The following is a 20,053-nucleotide window of genomic DNA, read 5'->3' as shown; positions in this document are numbered from 1 at the left end:
CCTCTCGCCGTTCCCGGCCAACGGCCCTGTCGGCCCGGCCCGAACGCGTAAGCTCGGCGGATGGCCAAGTACTTCGACGTGCACCCCGCAAATCCCCAGCCCCGCACCATCTCCACGGTGGTCGACAGCATCCGGTCCGGTGCGCTCGTCGCGTACCCGACCGACTCGTGCTACGCACTGGGCTGCCAGTTGGGCAACCGTGACGCCATCGACCGGATCCGGTCGATCCGGAACCTCGACGACCGGCACCACTTCACGCTGGTGTGCCACGACTTCGCGCAGCTGGCGCAGTTCGTCCGTGTGGACAACGACGTGTTCCGGGCGGTCAAGGCGGCGACGCCCGGCAGCTACACCTTCATCCTCCCGGCGACGAAGGAGGTTCCCCGTCAGCTGCTGCATCCGAAGAAGAAGACGGTCGGTGTGCGGATCCCCGACCATGTCGTGACCCAGGCGCTGGTCGCCGAACTCGGCGAGCCGCTGCTCTCCAGCACCCTGCTGCTGCCGGACGAGGAGGAGCCGCTGACGCAGGGCTGGGAGATCAAGGAGCGGCTCGACCACGAGGTGGACGCCGTCATCGACTCGGGCGACTGCGGCACCGAGCCGACCACGGTCATCGACTTCTCCGGCGACGAGCCCGAGATCGTACGCCGCGGAGCCGGGGACACGTCGCGCTTCGAGTGATCCGGTGCGGCCGCGGGGCAGACTGGCGGGCGTGACTGAGCGACTGCGGTTCGACGGCTGGATCGCCGGTGTGGGGACCTCCTCGGGTACCCGGCTGGTGGTCGGGCACTGGCCGCGGTCGCCGTTCGGCGCGTTCAGCGACGTCATGGTCGAGCATCCCGACGGCGAACGGGTCCTGCTGGCCCCGACCCGGCGGGTCGCGGACTTCGTCGCCGCCACCTACCGCTTCGACCGGATCGAGGTGGTGCCCGTGACCGTGACCGCCGTCGCCGGTGACAGCCTGCTCGTCGAGGCCGGTCCGCTGCGCCTCCGGCTGCGGACCGGACGCCGGACCGCCCTCGGGCTGCTGCTCTCCGCCGTACCGGCCCCGCTCGTCCGCAGTCCGGTCTGGGCCGCGCTCTGCGATGTGCCGGCCCGGGTGCTGATGCCCGGCGTACGCACCTTGGGCCGCGCGGGTCCGGGGCGGCGGGAGTGGTACGGGGCGCGGGATCTGCGGCCGGTCGTGGCCGCCGACGCCGCGCTGGACGGGGCGGACCTGGGCGCGCTCGCGCCGCTCGATCCGCCGGTCGCCTTCGGATTCGGTTCCGCCCCGCGCCGCCCATCCCTGGTGCGCGTCACCACAACGGTGGAACTGGCGGCCGACGGGCGGTGAGGGGCCGCAGGGCCCCCGGGCGGGCGCGGGCGCCTGCCGGGTACCGGCTGCGGCCCGCTCGTGGGGAGGGCCGGCCGGGGATGCGCGGGGGCGGGGCGCGCCGCAGGGTGGACCCATGGCAAATCCCCCGATCGTCATCCACCGTCCGACCCCCTCGGGCGGCCGCCGGGTGACCGTGCACTACGAAGGCCGGGACGAGATACTCGGGCTGGCCCACAGCGACCACGACGTCATCGTGTTCCTGAGCGAGGCCGGCCTCGAAGAAGCGGACCGGCTCCTCGACAATCCGGTCTGGGTGGAGTGGCGCGGCGGGCGCGCCCACCGTTACGAGGCGGCCTGAGCGGCCGCGCCACCCGCACCTCCCCCACCGCTCAGACCGTCGAGGATGGCCGAAACCGTCTCCTCGGGCGACTGACCGGATGTGTCCAGCCAGCGGCCGATGCGAGGCGTCCCGCTCCGCAGATGCGCGTCGAACGCTTCGACGGTCCACTCCCCGTACCCCGTCTTGGCCCGCGCCTCCTCCCGCTCGCGCACGGCCCCCGGCGAGGGGGCGAGCACGACGACGTGGAGCGGACGGGTCCGGAGCCGGTCGATGTAGCGGGGCAGGTCGTCGCCGAGGACGATGTCCTGGACGACGGCCGTCCAGCCGTCGTCCGCGTAGGCGTCGGCCACCTGCGCCGAGATGCGCTGGCGCAGGTCGAGCTGGCTCCGTGCCTCCGCCGCCCCGTCGGGTGTCATCTCCGCGCGGCCCGAGACGATCATGCGGCGGAAGACGTCGCCGCGCACATGGACCGCTCGTGGCAGGCGCTCCGCCAGGAGCTGGGCGACGGTGGACTTGCCCGCCGCCATCACTCCGGTGATCAGGACGACGCAGGGGCCCGGGTCGACGCCCGTCACGACGCGCCCGCCGCGGTGGATTCCGGGCTCCCGAACAGTTCGCGGACCTCATCGGCGTCGGTATCGCGCAGCGCGTCGTCCAGGACGATCCAGCGGGTGATGCCCACGGATTCCAGGAACGGCAGATCGTGGCTGGCGATGACGAGCGCGCCCTCGTAGGACTCCAGGGCGCTCGTCAGCTGCCGCACGCTCGCCAGGTCGAGGTTGTTCGTCGGCTCGTCCAGCAGGAGCAGCTGCGGGGCGGGGGCGGCGAGCATCGTCGCCGCGAGCGCGGCGCGGAAGCGTTCGCCGCCCGAGAGGGTGCCCGCGGGCTGCTCCGCGCGGGCGCCCTTGAAGAGGAACCGGGCGAGCTGGGAGCGGATCTGGTTGTCGGTGGTGCCCGGGGCGGTGCGGGCGACATTGTCGGCGACGCTCAGTGCGTCGTCGAGGACGTCCAGCCGCTGCGGCAGGAATTTCAGCGGTACCGCCGCCGTGGCCTCTCCGGTGCTCGGCGCGAGTTCCCCGGTGAGCGTGCGCAGCAGGGTCGTCTTGCCGGCCCCGTTGCGGCCGACCAGGGCGATGCGTTCGGGGCCCTGCACCTGGAGGCTGCCCTCGCGCAGCTGTCCGTAGGGCAGGCTCAGGTCCCGTACGGTCAGGACGGTGCGGCCCGCCGGTACAGCGGTGTGGGGCAGGCTCACCTTGATCTCGGCGTCCCGGCGGATGGCCTCGGCGGCTTCCTCCCGGCGTTCGCGGGCCTCGTCGAGGCGGTCCTCGTGCAGCCCGCGCAGCCGGTCCCCGGACTCCTGGGCCGAGCGCTTGCGTTCTCCCGCGACGATGCGCGGGGCCTTCCGCTGACCGTCCAGCTTCTTGTCGTGGCGCTGGCGGCGGGCCACCTTGATCCGGGTCTCCTCCAGTTCGCGCTGCTGACGGCGTACGTCGGCGTCGGCGGCGCGCAGCATCCGCCCGGCGGCCTCCTGCTGGACGGCGAGGGCTTCCTGGTAGGCGGACCAGCCACCCCCATACCAGCTCACCGAGCCCGATCGCAGTTCGGCGATGCGGTCGACCCGCTCCAGCAGGTCCCGGTCGTGGCTGACGACGATCAGGATCCCGGAGCGCCAGGAGTCGACGGCGTCGTAGAGCCGTCGACGGGCGAACAGGTCCAGATTGTTGGTCGGTTCGTCGAGGAGAAGGACGTCCGGGCGTTCCAGGAGCAGCGCGGCCAGGCGCAGCAGGACGGTCTCCCCGCCGGACAACTGTCCGACGGTGCGGTCCAGTTCGACGTCGCCGAGCCCGAGGGAGCCGAGGGTGGCCAGGGCGCGTTCCTCGACGTCCCAGTCGTCGCCGACCGTCTCGAAGTGCTCCTCCCGTACGTCGCCGGACTCGATGGCGCGCAGGGCGGCCCGTCGTTCGGCGATGCCGAGGGCCGCGTCGACGCGCAGGGTGGTGTCCAGGGTGATGTTCTGGGGCAGGTGGGCGAGGTTTCCGCCGACGGTGACCGACCCCGAGGCGGGACGCAGAAGGCCCGCGAACAGGCGCAGGAGCGTCGACTTGCCGGCCCCGTTGACGCCGGCCAGACCGGTGCGGCCCCGGGGGACGGTGAGGGAGAGCCCGTCGAAGAGCTTCGTGCCGTCGGGCCACTGGAAGGTGAGGTTGGATGCGGCCACGGAGGCGCCGGGCGCGGTGGGATGGCTCATGGTGTTCTCGCAGTCGGAAGCGGAAGGTACGGGGGGCTTCGTATGCGAACAGCACGCGGCGACCCGGCCCTGGGGCCGGAAAGCGGTGGGAAAGAACAGTCCTGCGAAGTGAGGGACGGCTCAGCACCGAGGTCGCATCCACGCGGAAGTCACGGGCGGCAGACATGCCGACAACGTCGTGACCGTGTACGGGCCAGGGCCGTACCGCGCGATGATCGCGGACCTCAGATGCGCAACGTCCACCTCTATCGGAGACAACAGGACTCGCTCAGCGTAGCCGAGGATCTTGTCGGGCGTCGAGGGGATTTCTTCGAGCGGACTTCTCTACGGGGCGTTCTGCGGGGCCGGGGCGGGGGTTGCGGCGGAGCCGGGAGCCTCCTGGTTCTCCGGCGATTCCGTGGGGCCGCGCTGGCCGGGGAGGCGGGCATCGGGCGGCACGACGGGGTTCCGGCGGACGGCGAGGGTGCCGAGGACGGCGGCGAGGCCGGCGAGGGCGAATCCGTAGGGTGGGGTGGCGCCCATGGGGTGGGTCTCGTACACCAGCGCCGCCGAGAGCACGATCAGGACGGCGGACAGCCGGCCGTACTGTTCGGTCGCGGCGACGACGGCCATGCCCCACAGCAGATACCAGGGCTGGACCATGGGCGAGAGGGCGACCAGGGCGAGCAGGGAGAGGCCGAGCGCGTGGGCGGGCGTCACTCCGCCACGCATCGCACGCCGGGCCAGCACGAGGATCAGGCCGAGCGCGACCGCCAGGCCCAGCGTCTGGACGGCGGACTTGACCGGCGTCACCTCGACGTCCAGGAGCAGATGGGCCAGCTCTCCCAGCCCGAGGCCGAGGTCGCTGCTGACGGAGAGCGCGGTGTGGATGTTCGCGGCGACGCCCTGGGTGTGGAGCCAGCCGAATCCGGTGCCGCTGATCAGCGTCGCGCCTCCGGCGACCGCGCAGGCGATCAGGCCGGGCGCGAGAAGCCCCTTGGCCCAGCGGCGCCACTGGGGGCCCGTCGCGGAGGCGTGTACGAGGACGCCGATGAACAGCAGCGACACGGCCGCCGGTGACTTCACCATCATGGCGAGTCCGATCAGCGCGCTGCCCGCGATCCACTTTCCGCGCAGGGCGAGTACGAAACCGGCGAGCATCAGGCCGATCATCAGCCCGTCGTTGTGCATGCCGCCGACGACATGGATCAGCAGCAGCGGGTTGAGGGCTCCCAGCCACAGGGCGCGGCTCTCGCTGCGGCCGTGTTCCCGCGCGAGCCGTCGCAGCGACCAGACGATCAGGGCGAGGGAGAGAAGTGCGACGACCCGCATCGCCAGGACGGCGGGGACGATCGTGCCGCCGGTGGTCCAGGCGACGGCTGCGGAGATCAGCAGGAAGAGCGGCCCGTAGGGGGCCGGGGTGTCGCGCCAGTGGTTGCCGACGCTCGCGGCGGCGTCGCCGCCGATCCCGCCCGGGTCCAGGGCGGAGGGGCCGACGGTGTAGACGTCGTGCCCTTCGACGACCATCGAGCCCTGGGCGATGTAGCTGTAGACGTCGGCGCTGTAGAGCGGGGGCGCGAGCAGGAACGGGGCGGTCCACCAGGCGAGGGTGACAAGGGTCTCGCGGGCGGTGGAGGCGGTCTTGCCGTACTGCCACCAGGCGACGACGAGCACGGTCAGTCCGGCGTAGGCGAGGACCGCGGCGGCGGCCTTCGCGGTCGACCCGTGGTCGGTCCACAGCCCCCAGGGGTCGTGAACCGGCAGCTTTCCGGCGAACCAGCCGCCGGCGACGACCGCCAGGGATCCTGCCGCACCCAGCCGACGGTGTCCGACCGCACTCAAAGCCCACATGACCGGCCAACCTATCGGACGGCCGGGTCTGCCCCCACAGCCGCTCCCCCGGCCGGCCGGGTGCCCGGATCAGGTCCGGGCGCCCGTGGCGTTCAGCCGGCGAGCGACTGCGTGAGGGCGGCGAGGCCGTCGGCGTAGATGCCGTGGAAGAGGGCGGCGGCCTCGTCGTCGCCGATCCCGTCCGGGGTGAAGGTGCCGGACCACTCGACGAGCGCCCGGTCCGGCGCCGATCCCTCGCGCACGGCGATGGTCGACAGATAGTCCGTGACCGGGAACGGGGCGCGGAGGATGGAGTAGCTGTAGCTGCGCGCCGCGTTGTCGAAGGCTTCGAGGCGCTCGACGATGACGCCGCCCTCCTCGTTGACGAGGGTGCGGACGCGGCCGCCCTCGCTCAGCTCACTGGTCGGGATGTACGGGAGCCAGTCGGGCAGCGCGTCGAAGCCGCCGATGAGCTGCCAGACGCGGTCGGCGGGGACGGGGAGTTCGGTGGAGGCGGTGGTGCTGGTCATGGGGTGACGTCCTTGATGTGGTGGGGCGCGTGTGGTTCAGGCGGTGGGGGCGTCGGCGGAGATCAGCCTCTCCTCGCGCAGGGCCGCCCAGAAGGCCGCGGGGATCTTCTCGTCGAGGGCGGCGAGGTCCTCGGCGATACGGCTGGGCCGGGTGGCGCCGGGGATCGCCGCCGCGGTGGCCGGGTGGGCCAGGGCGAACTGGAGCGCGGCGGCCTTGATGCCGATGCCGTGCTGGTCGGCGAGTGCCTTGAGGCGCTCCACCTTGGCGACGATGTCCGCGGGCGCCTTCTGGTATTCGAAGTGCGCGCCGCCCGCGAGGATGCCGGAGCTGTACGGTCCGCCGACGACGAGGTCGACGTCGTGCTCGGCGGCCGCCGGGAGGAGCCGTTGCAGGGCGCGGTCGTGGTCGAGGAGGGTGTAGCGGCCGGCGAGGAGGAACGCGTCGGGGCGCGGCTCGTCGAGGTCGAGGGTGAGTTCGAGCGGCTCGACCTTGTTGACGCCGAGGCCCCAGGCCTTGATGACGCCTTCCTCGCGGAGCCGGGTCAGGACCCGGAAGGCGCCGGTGCGGGCGCTCTCGTAGGCGGCGAGCCACTCGTCGCCGTAGAAGTCCTGGGCGACGTCGTGGACCCAGACGATGTCCAGGCGGTCGGTGCGCAGCCGCTTCAGGCTGTCCTCGATGGAGCGCAGGGTGGCGTCCGCGCTGTAGTCGTTGATCATCTTGTTGGGGCGGCCGTGCTCGAAGAGCCCGCCCTTCTCGCCGAGGTCACGGGCGGCCGGGTCCTCGGCCTCGTCCAGGATGACCCGGCCGACCTTGGTGCTGAGGACGTAGGCGTCGCGCGGGTGCTGGGCGAGGACGTCGCCGAGCCGGATCTCGGCGAGGCCGGCGCCGTAGAAGGGGGCGGTGTCGAAGTAGCGGATGCCCTGGTCCCAGGCGGCCTGCACGGTGGCGGCGGCCTCGTCGTCGGGGATCGCCCGGAACATGTTGCCGAGCGGTGCCGTGCCGAAGCCGAGCCGGCCGGGGAGGAGGTGGGTGATGCTCACGTGTGGGTCCTTGACTCTGCGAAGGAGCCGACCATCGGCATGGTTTTACACCGGAATGTTCCGGTTGCACATGCTCTGTCGGCCTTACGCATTCGAGGTTAGGATCGGACGTTGAGACTGTCCAAGACTTGTTTGGGCTGACTTGAGTCTCCGAAGGTCTTACGAGGACGTGACATGCTCGATCTCCGCCAGCTCCGCTATTTCGTCGCCGTCGCCGAGACGGAACACGTCGGCCGCGCCGCCGAACAGCTCCATATCTCCCAGTCGCCGCTCAGCCGGCAGATCGCCCAGCTGGAGAAGGAGCTCGGCCTGGTCCTGTTCGAGCGGGACCGGCAGCGGATCCGCCTGACGTCGGACGGCCGTGTCTTCCTCGCCGAGACCCGGGCCCTGCTGACCCACGCCGGGCGGCTGGAGAACCTGGGGCGCCGACTGGGACGCGGTGAGGAGGGCGGACTCTGCGTCGGCTACGTACCGGACGCCATGCACACGGGGCTCCTGCCCGCCGCACTGCGCACGCTGCGCCTGGAGCGGCCGGGGATCCATGTGGCGCTGTACGGGCAGCAGAGCGCCGAGCAGTTCGAGGGGCTGCGGCAGCGCAGCCTGGACATCGCCCTGGTCCAGGAGCCGCCGGCCAGGGACGACCCGGATCTGAGCTCGGCGCTGCTGCTGGAGGACCCGCTGCTGCTCGTGCTGCCTGCCGGTCATCCACTGGCGGACCGGGCGGACCTCGTACCGGCGGACCTGGACGGACAGCCATGGATCGCCGTGGAGAGCGGCCACGACCCGGGCCGGCACGACGCGTTCGTCGCCTCGTGCGTGGCGGCGGGCTTCACCCCGGACATCACTCTGGACGCCGCCGAACCCCTCACCGCGCTCGGGCTCGTCGCCTCCGGGTTCGGGCTGGCGCTGGTGCAGCGGAGCATGGTGCGGGGCACGGAGCCCGGCGTGGCCGTACGCGAACTGCCCTGGCACAGCGGGTCCGCACGGCTGTGGGCGGCCTGGCACCGCATCGATCTGCGGCCCGTGGTGGGCGCCTTCCGCGCCACGGTGCTCGACTCCGTGCCCGCGTAAACCTGTTGGCGCGCGCATCGGGGCGTGTCAGGCTTCACCCGTAACCGAAGGGGCGTAGCTCAGCGGCCAGAGCGGCGGTCTCCAAAACCGTATGTCGCAGGTTCGATTCCTGCCGCCCCTGCCAGCACCACCCGGTCGATCACCGCACGTCGCCGCGCCAGTCCCATTGGTGGCTGTCCGGCGACCGGGGGCCGTACTCGGCCCGTCCGCCCGGCCCGTAGGCGCCGATCTCCGTGACCAGTCCGACCCCGTCGCGCAGATCCGCGTCGTCCCAGCCGGTGACGTCGAGCAGCAGCCCGTCGAGGGGGCCGCCGACCAGCTCGCGGTAGTCATGACCCGGCCTCGGCCCCGGGTGGGGGTCGTCGTGATCGGTGCCGTACACCCGTCGCAGCCTCATCAGCTCGTCCATGCGGGCAGCATCCCACCGGGCACTGACAACGGCTCGGTACGAGGGTCCATCCGGCCACCTCCCGCCGCCCCGCCCACCCGTCCGGACCGGCGGGCCGGGGCGCCGGAAATGGGCGCGCGCCCGTCCATCGGCTGTGGCACGCTCCACCGATGACCCTCCCATCGCGCACGGTCCCCCTGCTGGAGCAGTTCGACTTCGCCTGCGAGCGGCTTCTCGGCCGGCTGGCCGGTCCTGTCATGGACAGCGGCAACGGTGTCGACATCGGCGTCACCCCGCTCGGTGACGACGAGTACCTCTGGGAACCCGTGCGCGACTGCTGGTCCGTACGCCGTCGCGGCGACGGGCCCGGGGCGCGGGCGACCGTACTGGCGGGGGCCGGGGACTGGGGGCGGGACTCGGCGGACTCCCCGCATCCGTTTCCGCCGCCGTTCACCACCATCGCGTGGCGTCTGAGCCATCTCACCGAGATGCTCTCCCTCCGCGCCGAGTACACCCATGGCGGACGCGCGCTCACCCGCGACGACCACCGCACCCCGGGCGACGCCGCCGGGGCCGTGGCCGCCTTCGAGACCGCGTCCGCCGCCTGGCGCGAGGCTCTGACCGGCGCGGACGACACGGCCCTCGACACCGTCGGGTACAGCACGTATCCGAACGGCAGTGACGCCGAGGACCCGTTCGTCGACATCGTCTGGTGGGTCAACCAGGAGGTGCTGCACCACGGCGCCGAGATCGCTCTGCTCCGCGATCTGTACCGCGCCCGGCCGTCCTGAGCGACGCCCCGGCGGTCGCCGCAGTCGCCGCTCGGGGCCGCCCGCCATATGATTCAGGGACTTAACGCACCGCGGAGCGGCACATGAACCGGCGTCGGAGTCCCCGCTCGGCCAGCGCCGAAGACCTGCTCAACACCTTGCAGGACCTCACCGCCCGCGCTCGGCGCGAAGTGGAGTTCCACCAGGCCAGGGTGGAGCTGGCGCAAGCACTCCAGCGCGACATGCTTCCGGCGGCCCTGCCCACGCTGCCCGGCCTGCAGGCCGCGGCCCGCTACGCGCCCGCCCGCCACGGTCTGGACATCGGCGGCGACTGGTACGACGGTTTCCCGCTCGCGGACGGGGCGCTCGGTTTCGCCATCGGCGACGTACAGGGGCATGACGTCGAGGCGGCCGCCTTCATGGGGCAGGTCCGTATCGCGATGCGGGCCATCGCGGGCACGGCGTCCGATCCGGGCGAGGTCCTGGGCCGGACGAACGATCTGCTGCTGTCCGTGGACTCGGGACTCTTCGCCACCTGCACCTTCATGCGACTGGACCCGACGACCTGGGAGCTGCACAGCGCGCGGGCCGGGCATGTGGCGTGCGTCTGGGCCACCACGGAGGGCCGGTCCGGCATCACGGAGGACCCGGGCGGCATGCCGCTGGGCATCGAGCCCGGCGAGTGCTACCCCGTCACGCGGCACACGCTCGACTCCGACGGGGCGATCGTGCTGCTCACCGACGGGGTCGTCGAGGGGCCGTCGCTGCTGATCGAGGACGGTCTCGAACGGGTCCGGCAGCTGGTCGCCGCGCACAGCGGGGCGAGCGCGGCGCAGCTGGCCGACGAGGTCCTGGGCGCGGCGGAGGTGACGGGGCACGAGGACGACGCCGCCGTCCTGGTCCTGCGGCACGCCGCCTCCGGGCGCGGCCCGCGGTGACGCCGAGCCGTACCGCGCGTGTCACCTGCCGACTCCCGTCACGGTCGGTGTCTGATGAGTGGTGTGATCCGCAGCAAGGAAGACAGACGTCGGGCCGTGTACGTGGCGCAGGTCCTGGGCGTGGCCGGCGCCTACTACCTGTCGGGGCGGCTCGGGCTGATGCGCCAGGTCGTCGTGGACGGCGCGGTCGTCACGCCGCTGTGGCCGCCCACCGGCATCGCGCTGGCCGCACTGCTGTGCCTGGGCACCCGGGTCTGGCCGGGGATCGCGCTGGGCACGCTGGTCACCGTCTCCGAGATCGGCGACGCGTTCACGGTGAGCCGTCTGGCCATCATGTTCGGCAACACGATCGCGCCGCTCGCCTCGTACGCCCTGCTGCGGAAGGTGGGCTTCCGCAGTGAGCTGGTCCGGCTGCGCGACGGGGTCTGTCTGGTCTTCCTCGGCGCGTTCGCGGGGATGCTGATCAGCGCCACCCTCGGCAGCTTAACCCTGCTGCTCGACGACAAGGTTCCGCCGGGACGGTTCTGGCTGGTCTGGGCGTCCTGGTGGGCGGGCGACGCGATGGGGGTTCTGGTGGTCACCCCGGTGCTGCTGGTACTGCGCCAGGTGCGACGGCCCCGGCCGGGTGACCGGTGGCTGGAGGCCTCGGTGCTCGCGGCCGTCGTGGTGCTGTCGTCGTTGATCGCGACGCGCAGCTCGCTGGGGATGATCTATCTGGTGTTCCCGGTGATCATCTGGGCGGCCCTGCGCTTCCAGCTGCCCGGCAGCGCGCCGTGCGCCCTGGTGGTCTCGGTGCTCGCCATCCTGGCCGGTACGGATGCCCTGGGGCCGTTCGCGGGGCACAGCCTGATGGAGATCATGGCGAACCTCTCGCTCCTCAACGGATGCGTCGCGCTCACCGCGCTGCTGCTGGGGGCGATCGTCGCGGAGCACAGGAACATCCGCCGCGAGACGGAACACGCCGTCGAGGAACTGGAGGCCCTGGTGGAGCAGCTGGCTCCGCTGTCCGGGCCGGCCTCGGCACGGTACGGGGACAGACCTCGGCGGCACGGGCCGCTGGACGGCGGCCCGCATCCGGATCACCCGTAGCGCCGGTCCTCGACCGGGGGCCGGCGCCGGGGTCAGTACGGCAGGGGGCGGCCAGAAGGGGTGCGCAGATCGAGCGGCGGCGGCCCCGAAGGGGGCGGGGGACGACGGACGACGACTCGGATGCGGCCCATTGCCACCACCTCCTCCTGGTCAACCGGTATCTGCCCAGCCAGGGCCGCTTCACACTTCCCGGCTCCCCCGGGCTCCGGCCGGCATCAGCGCCCGGTGGCGGAGCGGATGCGGGCCGGGCCGGGTGCGGTGACCCTGGAGGTGTGGGGGCGCACCGTCGATGAGGAGGACGCATGTCCGCACTGGACAAGATCAAGAAGATGCTCAAGGGCCACGAGGACCAGGCCGGCAAGGGCATCGACAAGGCCGGCGACATGGTCGACGACCGCACGCAGGGCAAGTACAAGAAGCACGTCGACACCGCCCAGGACAAGCTCAAGCAGCAGCTCGGAACGGACCGCGACCAGGACGGACCGCCTCGCACCTGAGCAACCGCGGCCGGTGACCGGCCGCCACTCGTCCCGCACACCGGTCTGTGCCACGGAACGTGTTCCGTGGCACAGACCGGTGTGCGGGACGGCTATGTGACGGCTATGTCCGGCCCGGCGGGGCCTGTCGGACGAGGTCCGCGGGGAAAGGTTTCCGGGGTTGCCCACCGGATTCTTGTTATTGTCCCGCCCGCACCCCATCTCCCGAGTGTGGGAAGTGACAGCACCCGACCCCGGAAGAGTGAGCACAGCATGGGCAAGGATCACCCGACCGCCTTGATCGAGGCGGCGCGGAGCGGCGATCAGCAGGCCAAGGACCAGCTCGTCTCGGCGTACCTGCCGCTGCTGTACAACGTCGTCGGACGTGCGCTGGACGGTCATGCGGACGTGGACGACGTGGTGCAGGAGACGGTGCTGCGCATGCTCCGGGGCCTGCCCGAACTGCGCGACCCCGAACGTTTCCGTTCCTGGCTGGTGGCGATAGCCATGAACGAGATACGCACGCACTGGCGCGAGAAGCAGTCGGGTGCGATACCGGCGGACCGGCTGGACGCCGCGTACGACCTGCCGGATCCGCGCGCGGACTTCGTCGAGGTGACGATCCTGGAGCTCGGCCTGACCGGCCAGCGACGGCAGGTCGCGGAGGCGACGCGCTGGCTGGACGAGGACGACCGCGCCCTGTTGTCGCTGTGGTGGCTGGAGACCGCCGGGCACCTGTCCCGGGCCGAGGTCGCCGCCGCTCTCGAACTCTCCCCGCAGCACACCGCCGTACGGGTACAGCGGATGAAGGCGCAGCTGGAGGCGGCGCGGGTCGTGGTGGGCGCGCTGGCGGCCGATCCGCCGTGTGTGCTGCTGGAGGACATCACCGCCGGCTGGGACGGCGTCCCCTCCGCCCTGTGGCGCAAGCGGCTGGCCCGCCATGCTCGCGAGTGCACGGTGTGTTCGGGGCACGGCTCGGGGCTCGTGCCCGCCGAGGGGCTGCTCGTGGGTCTCGCGCTGGTGCCGGTGGCCGCGGCTGCGGGAGCCGGGGCGGCTCCCGAACTGCTCGCCACCGCGGCGTATCTTCAAGCGCCGGGGCCGGGCGTGGACAGCGCCGGGGCGGGGCGCGCCGAGCGCAGACGGGTGCAGGCCCGGCGCCGGCGCCGTAACTCGGCCGTCGCCGCCGTGGTCGCGGTCGCGGCCCTGGGTACGGGCGGCGCGGCAGTGCACCTCTACACCGACGGTGGCGAGCGGGACGCGACGACCGTCACGGCCGACGCTCCGGCACCCCGCTCCGAGGTGCCCACGACGGCCTCGACGACCTCGTCCCCTTCCCCCTCCGTATCCGCGTCCGCGTCGCCCAGCGCCTCCGCCTCCCCGTCGCCGAGCCCTTCGCGTACGCCCAAGGCGAAGCCGAAGAAGAGCACCCCGCCGCCGCCCGCGCCCAGCTCCGCCGCCCCGGTTCCGAAGCCGGCCCCGCCCGCGCCCGCGCCGCCCGCCCCGGCGGGTACCGCGGGTCAGGTCACCGAGCTGGTCAACGCGGAACGGGCCAAGGAGGGCTGTGGTCCGGTGACCGTCAACGATCAGCTCAACACGGCCGCGCAACGGCACTCCGCCGACATGGACGCCAACGACTACTTCTCGCACACCTCGCAGGACGGCAGGGACCCGGGTGACCGGATCACCGCCGCGGGATACCGCTGGTCCACGTACGGCGAGAACATCGCCAAGGGCCAGCGGACCCCGGCCGATGTGATGCGGTCCTGGATGGACAGCCCGGGGCACCGGGCGAACATCCTCAACTGCTCCTTCAAGGAGATCGGTGTGGGCAAGGTGGATTCCGGCGGCGGTCCTGTGTGGACGCAGGTGTTCGGGGCCCGCTGAGCCGCCTCTAGGATGCGGTCATGATCGCTGACCTGGAGTGTGTGGTCCTGGACTGCCGCGACCCGAGGGAACTGGCCCGCTTCTACGCGTCGTTGCTCGGGGGCGAGGTCGACCGCCCCGACCGGCGGTGGGGATGCGACGCGGACTGGTCCACGCTGCACACGCCCGGTGGGCTCGTCCTGGCCTTTCAGCGAGTGGCCGACCACCAGCCGCCTCGCTGGCCCGGCCAGGACCCGCCCCAGCAGTTCCACCTGGACTTCGGCGTCACCGACCAGGAACGGGCGCACGAACAGGTCCTGGCGATCGGGGCGTCTCTCCTCGACGCCGGGGACGAGGCGCGCGGCTGGCGGGTGTACGCGGATCCCGCAGGACACCCCTTCTGCCTGGTACGGCACTGAATCCGGCTGCTCGGGCGCGCGGCTGTCAGGGATCCGGGGCCGGGTCCCGTCCGGGGCGGCCGGTGAGCCGCCCCGGAGCCGGCAGTGCTCAGCGCAGGACCAGCGTCAGCGCCGTGCCGAGGCAGATCGCCGCGCCCACCGTGCCGGCCGAGACGGCCACGCAGCGGGCCCGGAGCCGCGTGTAGCGCTCGGTGTACTCCGCGCGCAGTTCGTCCGCGCGGTCGCGGATGCGGGTGAGCGACTCCCGGGACGCGGTGACCCGTTCGGCGATGAACACCCTCTCGACGTCCTCGCGCTGTGCCGTGGTCAGCCAGGGCAGCTGGTCGGTGAATCGGCGTGCGTGCCGTCGCGCCCGCTCGACCTCGGCGTTCCACAGCAGAAAGCCCTCCAGTTGGGCCAGGCCCCGGGCGCTGTCCTTGTCGGGTTTCACCGTTCACCTCTCCGTCGGGTCGTCCGGGCCGGAGCCGCCTTCACTCCTGTTTGTCCCCCGGGGCGATGATCGTGGAGTCCCCGGGACGGGTGGTGGCTTCTTCCAGGGAGCGGACCGCCGGGTGGTGCAGGTCGAACGCCGGGGATTCGGAACGGATCCGCGGCAGCGTGACGAAGTTGTGCCGCGGCGGCGGGCAGGAGGTCGCCCACTCCAGCGAACGGCCGTAGCCCCACGGGTCGTCGACCTCGATCTTCTTGCCGTACTTGGCGGTCTTCCAGATGTTGTAGAAGAACGGCAGGATCGACAGGCCGAGCAGGAAGGAGGAAATGGTGGAGATGGTGTTCAGCGCGGTGAATCCGTCGGCGTCGAGATAGTCGGCATAACGGCGCGGCATGCCTTCGGCACCGAGCCAGTGCTGCACGAGGAACGTTCCGTGGAACCCGATGAAGAGCGTCCAAAACGTCACCTTACCGAGCCGCTCGTCCAGCATTTTCCCGGTGAACTTCGGCCACCAGAAATGGAATCCGGCGAACATCGCGAACACCACCGTACCGAACACCACGTAATGGAAGTGGGCGACGACGAAGTACGAGTCGGAGACGTGGAAGTCCATCGGCGGTGAGGCGAGGATGATCCCGGTCAGACCGCCGAACAGGAAGGTGACCAGGAACCCGATGGCCCACAGCATCGGGGTCTCCAGGGACAGCGACCCCTTCCACATCGTGCCGATCCAGTTGAAGAACTTCACACCGGTCGGCACGGCGATGAGGAAGGTCATGAAGGAGAAGAACGGCAACAGCACGGCGCCCGTGACGAACATGTGGTGCGCCCATACGGTCGCGGAAAGGCCCGCGATGGCGATGGTGGCCGCGACCAGTCCGATGTAGCCGAAGACGGGTTTGCGGCTGAAGACCGGGAAGATCTCGGTGACGATGCCGAAGAACGGCAGGGCGATGATGTAGACCTCGGGGTGGCCGAAGAACCAGAACAGGTGCTGCCACAGCAGTGCGCCGCCGTTGGCCGCGTCGAAGACGTGCGCGCCGAATTTCCGGTCGGCCTCCAGCGCCAGCAGGGCCGCGGCGAGGACCGGGAAGGCCAGCAGGACCAGGACACCGGTCAGCAGGACGTTCCAGACGAAGATCGGCATGCGGAACATCGTCATGCCGGGGGCGCGCATGCAGATGATCGTGGTGATGAAGTTGACCGAGCCGAGGATCGTGCCGAAGCCGGAGAAGGCCAGACCCATGATCCACATGTCGGCGCCGATGCCCGGCGAGCGGACCGCGTCGTTGAGCGGGGAGTAGGCGAACCAGCCGAAGTCCGCGGCTCCCTGCGGGGTGAGAAAGCCGGCCACCGCGATGAGCGAGCCGAAGAGGTACAGCCAGTACGCGAACATGTTCAGCCGCGGGAACGCCACATCGGGCGCGCCGATCTGCAGCGGCATGATCCAGTTCGCGAATCCGGCGAACAGCGGCGTCGCGAACATCAGCAGCATGATCGTGCCGTGCATCGTGAACGCCTGGTTGAACTGCTCGTTCGAGAGCAGCTGGATACCGGGCCGGGCCAGTTCGGCGCGCATCACCAGGGCCAGGAGCCCTCCCACGCAGAAGAACGCGAAGGAGGTGACGAGGTAGAGCGTGCCGATCGTCTTGTGGTCCGTCGAGGTCATCCACTTGATGATGACGTTGCCGGGTTCCCCGCGCCGTACCGGCATTTCGTCCTGTTCGGCGGTATCGGTCTCCACCGGTTGCGAGATGCCCCTCGTCGTCACTACGACGCTCCTTCGATCGACGGCCCGTGTGGACTCGGCGACCAGAATGGACCCCTGGCGATCGGTGCGGTGGGACATCCTTCCCCGTCCGGCGCGAGCGGCCGACAAGGACACTCAAATGGCCTACGGCCAACGCTCGGTCCTCGGCCGGCACAACCGAAAATGCACGTCAACGTCCGGGAGCCGATCGGATATTCCCTTACGGAGAACGGAATAGCGTCTCCGGCCCCGGAGTTGATGAACCGACAGAACCACCTCGCTCTTTCGTTTCTCTCCACTGCTCCCCATCTCTCTCTCCATCTCTCCACTCGGCTAGCTCGGAAGGTCGGATCCATGAAGATCGGCATCATCGGCGCGGGCAACATCGGCGGCAACCTGACTCGGCGTCTGACCGCCCTCGGGCACGAGGTCGCGGTCGCCAACTCCCGCGGCCCCCAGACGCTCACCGCCCTCGCCGAGGAGACCGGGGCGACGCCGGTGACCGCGTCGGAGGCGGCCAAGGGCGCCCAGGTGGTCGTGGTCACCGTGCCGCTCAAGGCTGTGCCCGACCTGCCCGACGGTTTTCTCGACGGCGCGGCCGAGGGCGCCGCGGTCATCGACACAGGCAACTACTACCCGCAGCAGCGCGACGGCCGCATCGCCGCCATCGAGGAGGGGCTGCCCGAGAGCCGCTGGACGGAGCAGCAGATCGGCCACCCCGTGATCAAGGCGTTCAACGGCACCTACGCGCAGGACATCCTGGACCGGGGCCGTCCGCAGGGCACTCCCGGTCGGCAGGCGCTCCCGGTGTCGGGTGACGACCCGGCGGCCAAGCAGACGGTGCGCGACCTCATCGACGAGCTGGGCTTCGACACGGTCGACAGCGGTGGCCTGGACGATTCGTGGCGCCAGCAGCCCGGCACCCCGGTGTACGGCAGTCAGGGCGACGTCGATGCCATCGTGAAGGCGCTCTCGGAGGCCTCGCCGGAACGTACTGCGGAGTGGCGCGCCTGACGGCGGGCGTCACACGGGAGGGGCGGCCGGGCGAAGACTCCGGCCGGGCGGGAGACGGGGGTGTCCGCCCGGCCGGATCGTCGGCAGCCCTCAGACCACGCCGGTCACGGTGATCCGCACCGAGACCGCTTGTTCCTCCTGTTCCTCGGGCAGCGCGGCGAGAACCGCCTTCTGTACGAGCCGGGTCACGTCGAGCGCCCGGTGACCGCGGTGCAGGACGAGTCGGATGTCGAGGTGCCAGCCGTCGCCCTCATCCCTGCTGACTCGCACTCCCGGCGTCCTGTTCCCGGTGAGCTGGGGGCGCAGCGGGGTCCGGCCGGCGATCCGGGTGCGCAGCAAGTCCACCACGCCGGGACGAAGAAAGGCCACGCCCGGCACACCACGAGCGGCCTCGGCAGCTGCCCCGGCCAGCCGGTCCCGTCGTGTGTCCGCGGTCATCGCACTGCTCCCGTCCCCTGTCCGTCCGCCCGGCCGTCCGCCTGATCGCCGGTGGCCACGCCCGTACCGTCCTCCCCTTCCCCGTACCGGGTGTGTCCGACGTCCTCGTAGAAGATGTCGAGAGTGTCGGGAGGGTCGAGGATGTCGACGACGAACACATCGGTGGTGGCGAGGCGGATGCCGATGTCCTGGTCGGCGACCTCGGCGATCCGCGCGCGCACATCGTCGGCCAGGTCCCGCATGGGCAGGCCGATGCTCGCCGCGACCTCGACCCGGACGTGCACCTCTCCGGCGGGGTCCGCCGGGTCGAGCGGGGCGATACGGCAGCTACCGGCCCGGACCCCGGGCAGCCGGTCGACCGCCGCCCGCAGTATCCGCGCGACGGCGGCCTCGACCATCCAGTGGTCCTCCCCCGCTTCCCCGAGCGGCAGTGGGCGCCCCGGGCGCAGTTCGAGGCGTACGAGGTCCATGACGCGGGCCGTCACGGCCGTGGCGTCCGGTGTGCCCGGCTCCTGCGCACAGGTGCGGCGCACCGCGTCGCCGAGGCCCGTGAGATCGGCCAGGGCGGTTGAGCAGAAGGGGCAGGTGCCGAAGTGGGGGTCGTCCGTCGGGCGGCCGGTGTCCCAGGCCTCCCAGACGTCGGTGAGCAGCCGCCCGCAGGCCAGCCGCTCGTCCTCCTCGTACCGGCTCTCCTCCGGCCGGTCCGGATTGGCGCTCATCGCCATGCGCTCATCGCCTCCGTCAGGGAGCGGCGGGCGCGGAAGACCCGGCCCCGAACCGCCTGCAGACTGATTCCGACCGTTGCCGCGATGCTCTCGTACGACAGTCCCTGCATCTCACGCAGCACCCAGCACACACGTTGTTCGGGTGAGAGGTCCGCCATCGCCTCGGCCAGCGCGTCGACGGCGGCCCGTGACTCCACCGCCCGGGCGGGGGACGCCTGGTGCTCGGGGGCGGCCTGCTCGGGCACCGAGTCGAGGTCGGCCGCCGGTCTGCGGGCTCTGAGCCGGTTGAGGCAGCGGTTGGTGACGATCCGGTAGAGCCATGTGTGGAACGAGGCGTCCCGACGGAACTCGGGAAGTTTGCGCCAGGCGTTCACGAAGGCATCCTGCACCGCGTCCTCGGCGTCCGACCGGTCGCCGAGAAGGCGTATGGCCAGTTGCAGCATGGCGGGGCTGTGCCTGCGCACCAGCACCTCGAAGGCCTCCTCGTCGCCCTCCCCGGCCCGCACGACGAGCAGCGCCTCGTCGGCCGGCACGACGTCCGGCGCGCGCTCCGTCAGCTGATTCCCGTTGCCGGGCACGGACCAACCCCTTCCCCGCTCGCTTCCACGACGCTCGCTCCTGCCTCTGTTCGCGTCCGGTGCATGACTCTCCACGCGTCTCTCCACGCGTCTCATGACCGCTTCTCGTCGTTGGACACACGCCGCGGCCGAACGTCACGCACCGCGCGAGGTTTTGTGCGCGGCACGGTCGGCCGTCGCCCGCCGCGGTCCGGCCGGCGGGAAATTTCTGCGGACCCGCGTGACGAATCGCCGGACGGCGTGTCCAACGAAATGTCAGGCACAACGAGCCGAGCGAGACGCGAGGAGTTTCCATGACCACCACCCAGGCAGCAGCAACCGTGCCCGCCACGAGCGCGGCTTCGCGGACGGCAGGGACGAAGCAGGTCGGCTCCGCGGGCGGGACGACCACCCTCGGCAGCGGGGCCACCGGGGCGGCCGAGCCGGCGGCGACACGGGGCCGCACCTCCATCGCGGACACGGTCGTCGTGAAGATCGCGGGCATGGCGGCTCGCGAGATCCCGGGCGTCCACGACATGGGCGGCGGCCTCTCCCGCACCCTCGGCGCGGTCCGCGACCGGGTGCCGGGCGGCCGACCGAACGTCGGTCGGGGCGTCAAGGTCGAGGTGGGCGAGCGCCAGACGGCCATCGATCTCGACCTGGTCGTCGAGTACGGGGTCGCGATCACCGATGTGGCGCACGACGTCCGCGAGAACGTCATCGCGGCGGTGGAGCGCACCACGGGCCTTGAGGTCGTCGAGGTCAATGTGACGGTCAACGACGTGCATCTGCCCGAGGACGACGACGAGGCCGCCACGTCCGAGACCCGCGTGGCGTGACGG

Annotated in this window: 23 protein-coding genes and 1 tRNA gene; 13 read left to right on the top strand and 11 right to left on the bottom strand. The window is 71.4% G+C overall.

Annotation, left to right across the window (positions count from 1 at the left end; translation table 11 throughout):
* The first annotated feature begins 60 nt into the window (after window positions 1-60).
* The 3 genes from ACSMXR_RS35505 to ACSMXR_RS35495 all read left to right on the top strand — a co-directional run bounded on the left by ACSMXR_RS35505 (window position 61) and on the right by ACSMXR_RS35495 (window position 1,673).
* A complete protein-coding gene (locus ACSMXR_RS35505; protein ID WP_103509598.1) occupies window positions 61-681 on the top strand; it encodes an L-threonylcarbamoyladenylate synthase in 621 nt (206 codons plus the stop codon).
* A gap of 22 nt (window positions 682-703) precedes the next feature.
* Window positions 704-1,333 carry a hypothetical protein gene (locus ACSMXR_RS35500; RefSeq protein WP_473172487.1) on the top strand — a complete coding sequence of 210 codons (630 nt, stop codon included), beginning with the start codon at window positions 704-706 and terminating at the stop codon, window positions 1,331-1,333.
* A gap of 115 nt (window positions 1,334-1,448) precedes the next feature.
* Window positions 1,449-1,673 carry a hypothetical protein gene (locus ACSMXR_RS35495; RefSeq protein WP_030080623.1) on the top strand — a complete coding sequence of 75 codons (225 nt, stop codon included), beginning with the start codon at window positions 1,449-1,451 and terminating at the stop codon, window positions 1,671-1,673.
* On the opposite strand, the gene ACSMXR_RS35490 is transcribed toward ACSMXR_RS35495, so the two are convergent.
* From ACSMXR_RS35490 to ACSMXR_RS35470, 5 genes are all read right to left on the bottom strand, one after another.
* Window positions 1,658-2,230, bottom strand: coding sequence for an AAA family ATPase (locus tag ACSMXR_RS35490; RefSeq protein ID WP_473170818.1), 573 nt, complete (start codon window positions 2,228-2,230; stop codon window positions 1,658-1,660). The genes ACSMXR_RS35495 and ACSMXR_RS35490 overlap by 16 nt on opposite strands.
* Window positions 2,227-3,903 (bottom strand): ABC-F family ATP-binding cassette domain-containing protein, encoded by a 1,677-nt coding sequence (locus ACSMXR_RS35485; RefSeq protein WP_455680197.1) that lies wholly within the window; start codon window positions 3,901-3,903, stop codon window positions 2,227-2,229. The genes ACSMXR_RS35490 and ACSMXR_RS35485 overlap by 4 nt, the downstream gene beginning before the upstream one ends.
* Before the next feature lie 324 nt (window positions 3,904-4,227).
* On the bottom strand, window positions 4,228-5,733 hold the full coding sequence (mptB, locus tag ACSMXR_RS35480; RefSeq protein ID WP_473170817.1) for a polyprenol phosphomannose-dependent alpha 1,6 mannosyltransferase MptB: 1,506 nt from the start codon (window positions 5,731-5,733) through the stop codon (window positions 4,228-4,230).
* Window positions 5,734-5,825: 92 nt separating this feature from the next.
* The gene (locus ACSMXR_RS35475; RefSeq protein WP_376189088.1) at window positions 5,826-6,242 is read right to left on the bottom strand and encodes an SRPBCC family protein; all 417 of its coding nucleotides are present in this window, start codon (window positions 6,240-6,242) and stop codon (window positions 5,826-5,828) included.
* 36 nt (window positions 6,243-6,278) lie between these two features.
* Complete coding sequence (locus ACSMXR_RS35470; protein WP_473170816.1) at window positions 6,279-7,283, bottom strand: aldo/keto reductase; 1,005 nt, start codon at window positions 7,281-7,283, stop codon at window positions 6,279-6,281.
* A gap of 174 nt (window positions 7,284-7,457) precedes the next feature.
* On the opposite strand from ACSMXR_RS35470, the gene ACSMXR_RS35465 reads away from it, so the two are divergent.
* A complete protein-coding gene (locus ACSMXR_RS35465; RefSeq protein WP_473170815.1) occupies window positions 7,458-8,354 on the top strand; it encodes a LysR substrate-binding domain-containing protein in 897 nt (298 codons plus the stop codon).
* Window positions 8,355-8,402: 48 nt separating this feature from the next.
* Window positions 8,403-8,478: transfer RNA gene (locus ACSMXR_RS35460), tRNA-Trp, on the top strand.
* Window positions 8,479-8,493: 15 nt separating this feature from the next.
* Here ACSMXR_RS35460 and ACSMXR_RS35455 read toward each other — a convergent pair.
* On the bottom strand, window positions 8,494-8,763 hold the full coding sequence (locus tag ACSMXR_RS35455) for a hypothetical protein (protein ID WP_030080638.1): 270 nt from the start codon (window positions 8,761-8,763) through the stop codon (window positions 8,494-8,496).
* A gap of 149 nt (window positions 8,764-8,912) precedes the next feature.
* On the opposite strand from ACSMXR_RS35455, the gene ACSMXR_RS35450 reads away from it, so the two are divergent.
* From ACSMXR_RS35450 to ACSMXR_RS35425, 6 genes are all read left to right on the top strand, one after another.
* Window positions 8,913-9,533 (top strand): DinB family protein, encoded by a 621-nt coding sequence (locus ACSMXR_RS35450; protein ID WP_473170814.1) that lies wholly within the window; start codon window positions 8,913-8,915, stop codon window positions 9,531-9,533.
* Window positions 9,534-9,616: 83 nt separating this feature from the next.
* Window positions 9,617-10,450 (top strand): PP2C family protein-serine/threonine phosphatase, encoded by an 834-nt coding sequence (locus ACSMXR_RS35445; RefSeq protein WP_381792420.1) that lies wholly within the window; start codon window positions 9,617-9,619, stop codon window positions 10,448-10,450.
* A 63-nt stretch (window positions 10,451-10,513) separates the two neighbouring features.
* Window positions 10,514-11,539, top strand: a complete 1,026-nt coding sequence (locus ACSMXR_RS35440; RefSeq protein WP_473172486.1) for an MASE1 domain-containing protein — start codon at window positions 10,514-10,516, stop codon at window positions 11,537-11,539.
* Between the two features lie 302 nt (window positions 11,540-11,841).
* A complete protein-coding gene (locus tag ACSMXR_RS35435) occupies window positions 11,842-12,036 on the top strand; it encodes an antitoxin (protein WP_030080644.1) in 195 nt (64 codons plus the stop codon).
* Between the two features lie 252 nt (window positions 12,037-12,288).
* Window positions 12,289-13,899: a sigma-70 family RNA polymerase sigma factor gene (locus ACSMXR_RS35430; RefSeq protein WP_473170813.1), complete on the top strand. Its 1,611-nt coding sequence runs from the start codon at window positions 12,289-12,291 to the stop codon at window positions 13,897-13,899.
* A gap of 20 nt (window positions 13,900-13,919) precedes the next feature.
* Window positions 13,920-14,297, top strand: a complete 378-nt coding sequence (locus ACSMXR_RS35425; protein ID WP_381908645.1) for a VOC family protein — start codon at window positions 13,920-13,922, stop codon at window positions 14,295-14,297.
* 88 nt (window positions 14,298-14,385) lie between these two features.
* On the opposite strand, the gene ACSMXR_RS35420 is transcribed toward ACSMXR_RS35425, so the two are convergent.
* Window positions 14,386-14,727 (bottom strand): hypothetical protein, encoded by a 342-nt coding sequence (locus ACSMXR_RS35420; protein ID WP_103539045.1) that lies wholly within the window; start codon window positions 14,725-14,727, stop codon window positions 14,386-14,388.
* 40 nt (window positions 14,728-14,767) lie between these two features.
* Window positions 14,768-16,441: an aa3-type cytochrome oxidase subunit I gene (gene ctaD / locus ACSMXR_RS35415; RefSeq protein WP_473172485.1), complete on the bottom strand. Its 1,674-nt coding sequence runs from the start codon at window positions 16,439-16,441 to the stop codon at window positions 14,768-14,770.
* 219 nt (window positions 16,442-16,660) lie between these two features.
* On the opposite strand from ctaD, the gene ACSMXR_RS35410 reads away from it, so the two are divergent.
* Entirely contained in the window at window positions 16,661-17,491 is an 831-nt protein-coding gene (locus ACSMXR_RS35410; RefSeq protein ID WP_473170812.1) for an NADPH-dependent F420 reductase, read from the top strand.
* A gap of 90 nt (window positions 17,492-17,581) precedes the next feature.
* Here the strand turns inward: ACSMXR_RS35410 and ACSMXR_RS35405 are convergent, their stop codons facing one another.
* The 3 genes from ACSMXR_RS35405 to ACSMXR_RS35395 are packed head-to-tail and all read right to left on the bottom strand — an operon-like array spanning window position 17,582 to window position 19,232.
* Complete coding sequence (locus ACSMXR_RS35405) at window positions 17,582-17,929, bottom strand: Asp23/Gls24 family envelope stress response protein (protein WP_473170811.1); 348 nt, start codon at window positions 17,927-17,929, stop codon at window positions 17,582-17,584.
* The gene (locus tag ACSMXR_RS35400; protein ID WP_473170810.1) at window positions 17,926-18,648 is read right to left on the bottom strand and encodes a hypothetical protein; all 723 of its coding nucleotides are present in this window, start codon (window positions 18,646-18,648) and stop codon (window positions 17,926-17,928) included. Before ACSMXR_RS35400 ends, ACSMXR_RS35405 begins: the two co-directional genes overlap by 4 nt.
* The gene (locus ACSMXR_RS35395; RefSeq protein ID WP_137233151.1) at window positions 18,645-19,232 is read right to left on the bottom strand and encodes an RNA polymerase sigma factor; all 588 of its coding nucleotides are present in this window, start codon (window positions 19,230-19,232) and stop codon (window positions 18,645-18,647) included. Before ACSMXR_RS35395 ends, ACSMXR_RS35400 begins: the two co-directional genes overlap by 4 nt.
* 293 nt (window positions 19,233-19,525) lie before the next feature.
* On the opposite strand from ACSMXR_RS35395, the gene ACSMXR_RS35390 reads away from it, so the two are divergent.
* The gene (locus tag ACSMXR_RS35390; protein ID WP_473170809.1) at window positions 19,526-20,050 is read left to right on the top strand and encodes an Asp23/Gls24 family envelope stress response protein; all 525 of its coding nucleotides are present in this window, start codon (window positions 19,526-19,528) and stop codon (window positions 20,048-20,050) included.
* The last annotated feature ends 3 nt before the right edge of the window (window positions 20,051-20,053 follow it).

This window comes from Streptomyces sp. DSM 106670, assembly GCF_055792845.1.
This window is presented reverse-complemented; position numbering and strand designations above follow the sequence as displayed.

Bases quoted from the DNA above. Each gene is read 5' to 3' on its own strand.
- ACSMXR_RS35505 (WP_103509598.1), top strand. From the start codon at position 61: ATGGCCAAGTACTTCGACGTGCACCCCGCAAATCCCCAGCCCCGCACC.
- ACSMXR_RS35495 (WP_030080623.1), top strand. From the start codon at position 1,449: ATGGCAAATCCCCCGATCGTCATCCACCGTCCGACCCCCTCGGGCGGC.
- ACSMXR_RS35485 (WP_455680197.1), bottom strand. From the start codon at position 3,903: ATGAGCCATCCCACCGCGCCCGGCGCCTCCGTGGCCGCATCCAACCTC.
- mptB (WP_473170817.1), bottom strand. From the start codon at position 5,733: ATGTGGGCTTTGAGTGCGGTCGGACACCGTCGGCTGGGTGCGGCAGGA.
- ACSMXR_RS35475 (WP_376189088.1), bottom strand. From the start codon at position 6,242: ATGACCAGCACCACCGCCTCCACCGAACTCCCCGTCCCCGCCGACCGC.
- ACSMXR_RS35465 (WP_473170815.1), top strand. From the start codon at position 7,458: ATGCTCGATCTCCGCCAGCTCCGCTATTTCGTCGCCGTCGCCGAGACG.
- ACSMXR_RS35455 (WP_030080638.1), bottom strand. From the start codon at position 8,763: ATGGACGAGCTGATGAGGCTGCGACGGGTGTACGGCACCGATCACGAC.
- ACSMXR_RS35450 (WP_473170814.1), top strand. From the start codon at position 8,913: ATGACCCTCCCATCGCGCACGGTCCCCCTGCTGGAGCAGTTCGACTTC.
- ACSMXR_RS35445 (WP_381792420.1), top strand. From the start codon at position 9,617: ATGAACCGGCGTCGGAGTCCCCGCTCGGCCAGCGCCGAAGACCTGCTC.
- ACSMXR_RS35435 (WP_030080644.1), top strand. From the start codon at position 11,842: ATGTCCGCACTGGACAAGATCAAGAAGATGCTCAAGGGCCACGAGGAC.
- ACSMXR_RS35430 (WP_473170813.1), top strand. From the start codon at position 12,289: ATGGGCAAGGATCACCCGACCGCCTTGATCGAGGCGGCGCGGAGCGGC.
- ACSMXR_RS35425 (WP_381908645.1), top strand. From the start codon at position 13,920: ATGATCGCTGACCTGGAGTGTGTGGTCCTGGACTGCCGCGACCCGAGG.
- ctaD (WP_473172485.1), bottom strand. From the start codon at position 16,441: ATGCCGGTACGGCGCGGGGAACCCGGCAACGTCATCATCAAGTGGATG.
- ACSMXR_RS35410 (WP_473170812.1), top strand. From the start codon at position 16,661: ATGCACGTCAACGTCCGGGAGCCGATCGGATATTCCCTTACGGAGAAC.
- ACSMXR_RS35405 (WP_473170811.1), bottom strand. From the start codon at position 17,929: ATGACCGCGGACACACGACGGGACCGGCTGGCCGGGGCAGCTGCCGAG.
- ACSMXR_RS35400 (WP_473170810.1), bottom strand. From the start codon at position 18,648: ATGAGCGCCAATCCGGACCGGCCGGAGGAGAGCCGGTACGAGGAGGAC.
- ACSMXR_RS35390 (WP_473170809.1), top strand. From the start codon at position 19,526: ATGACCACCACCCAGGCAGCAGCAACCGTGCCCGCCACGAGCGCGGCT.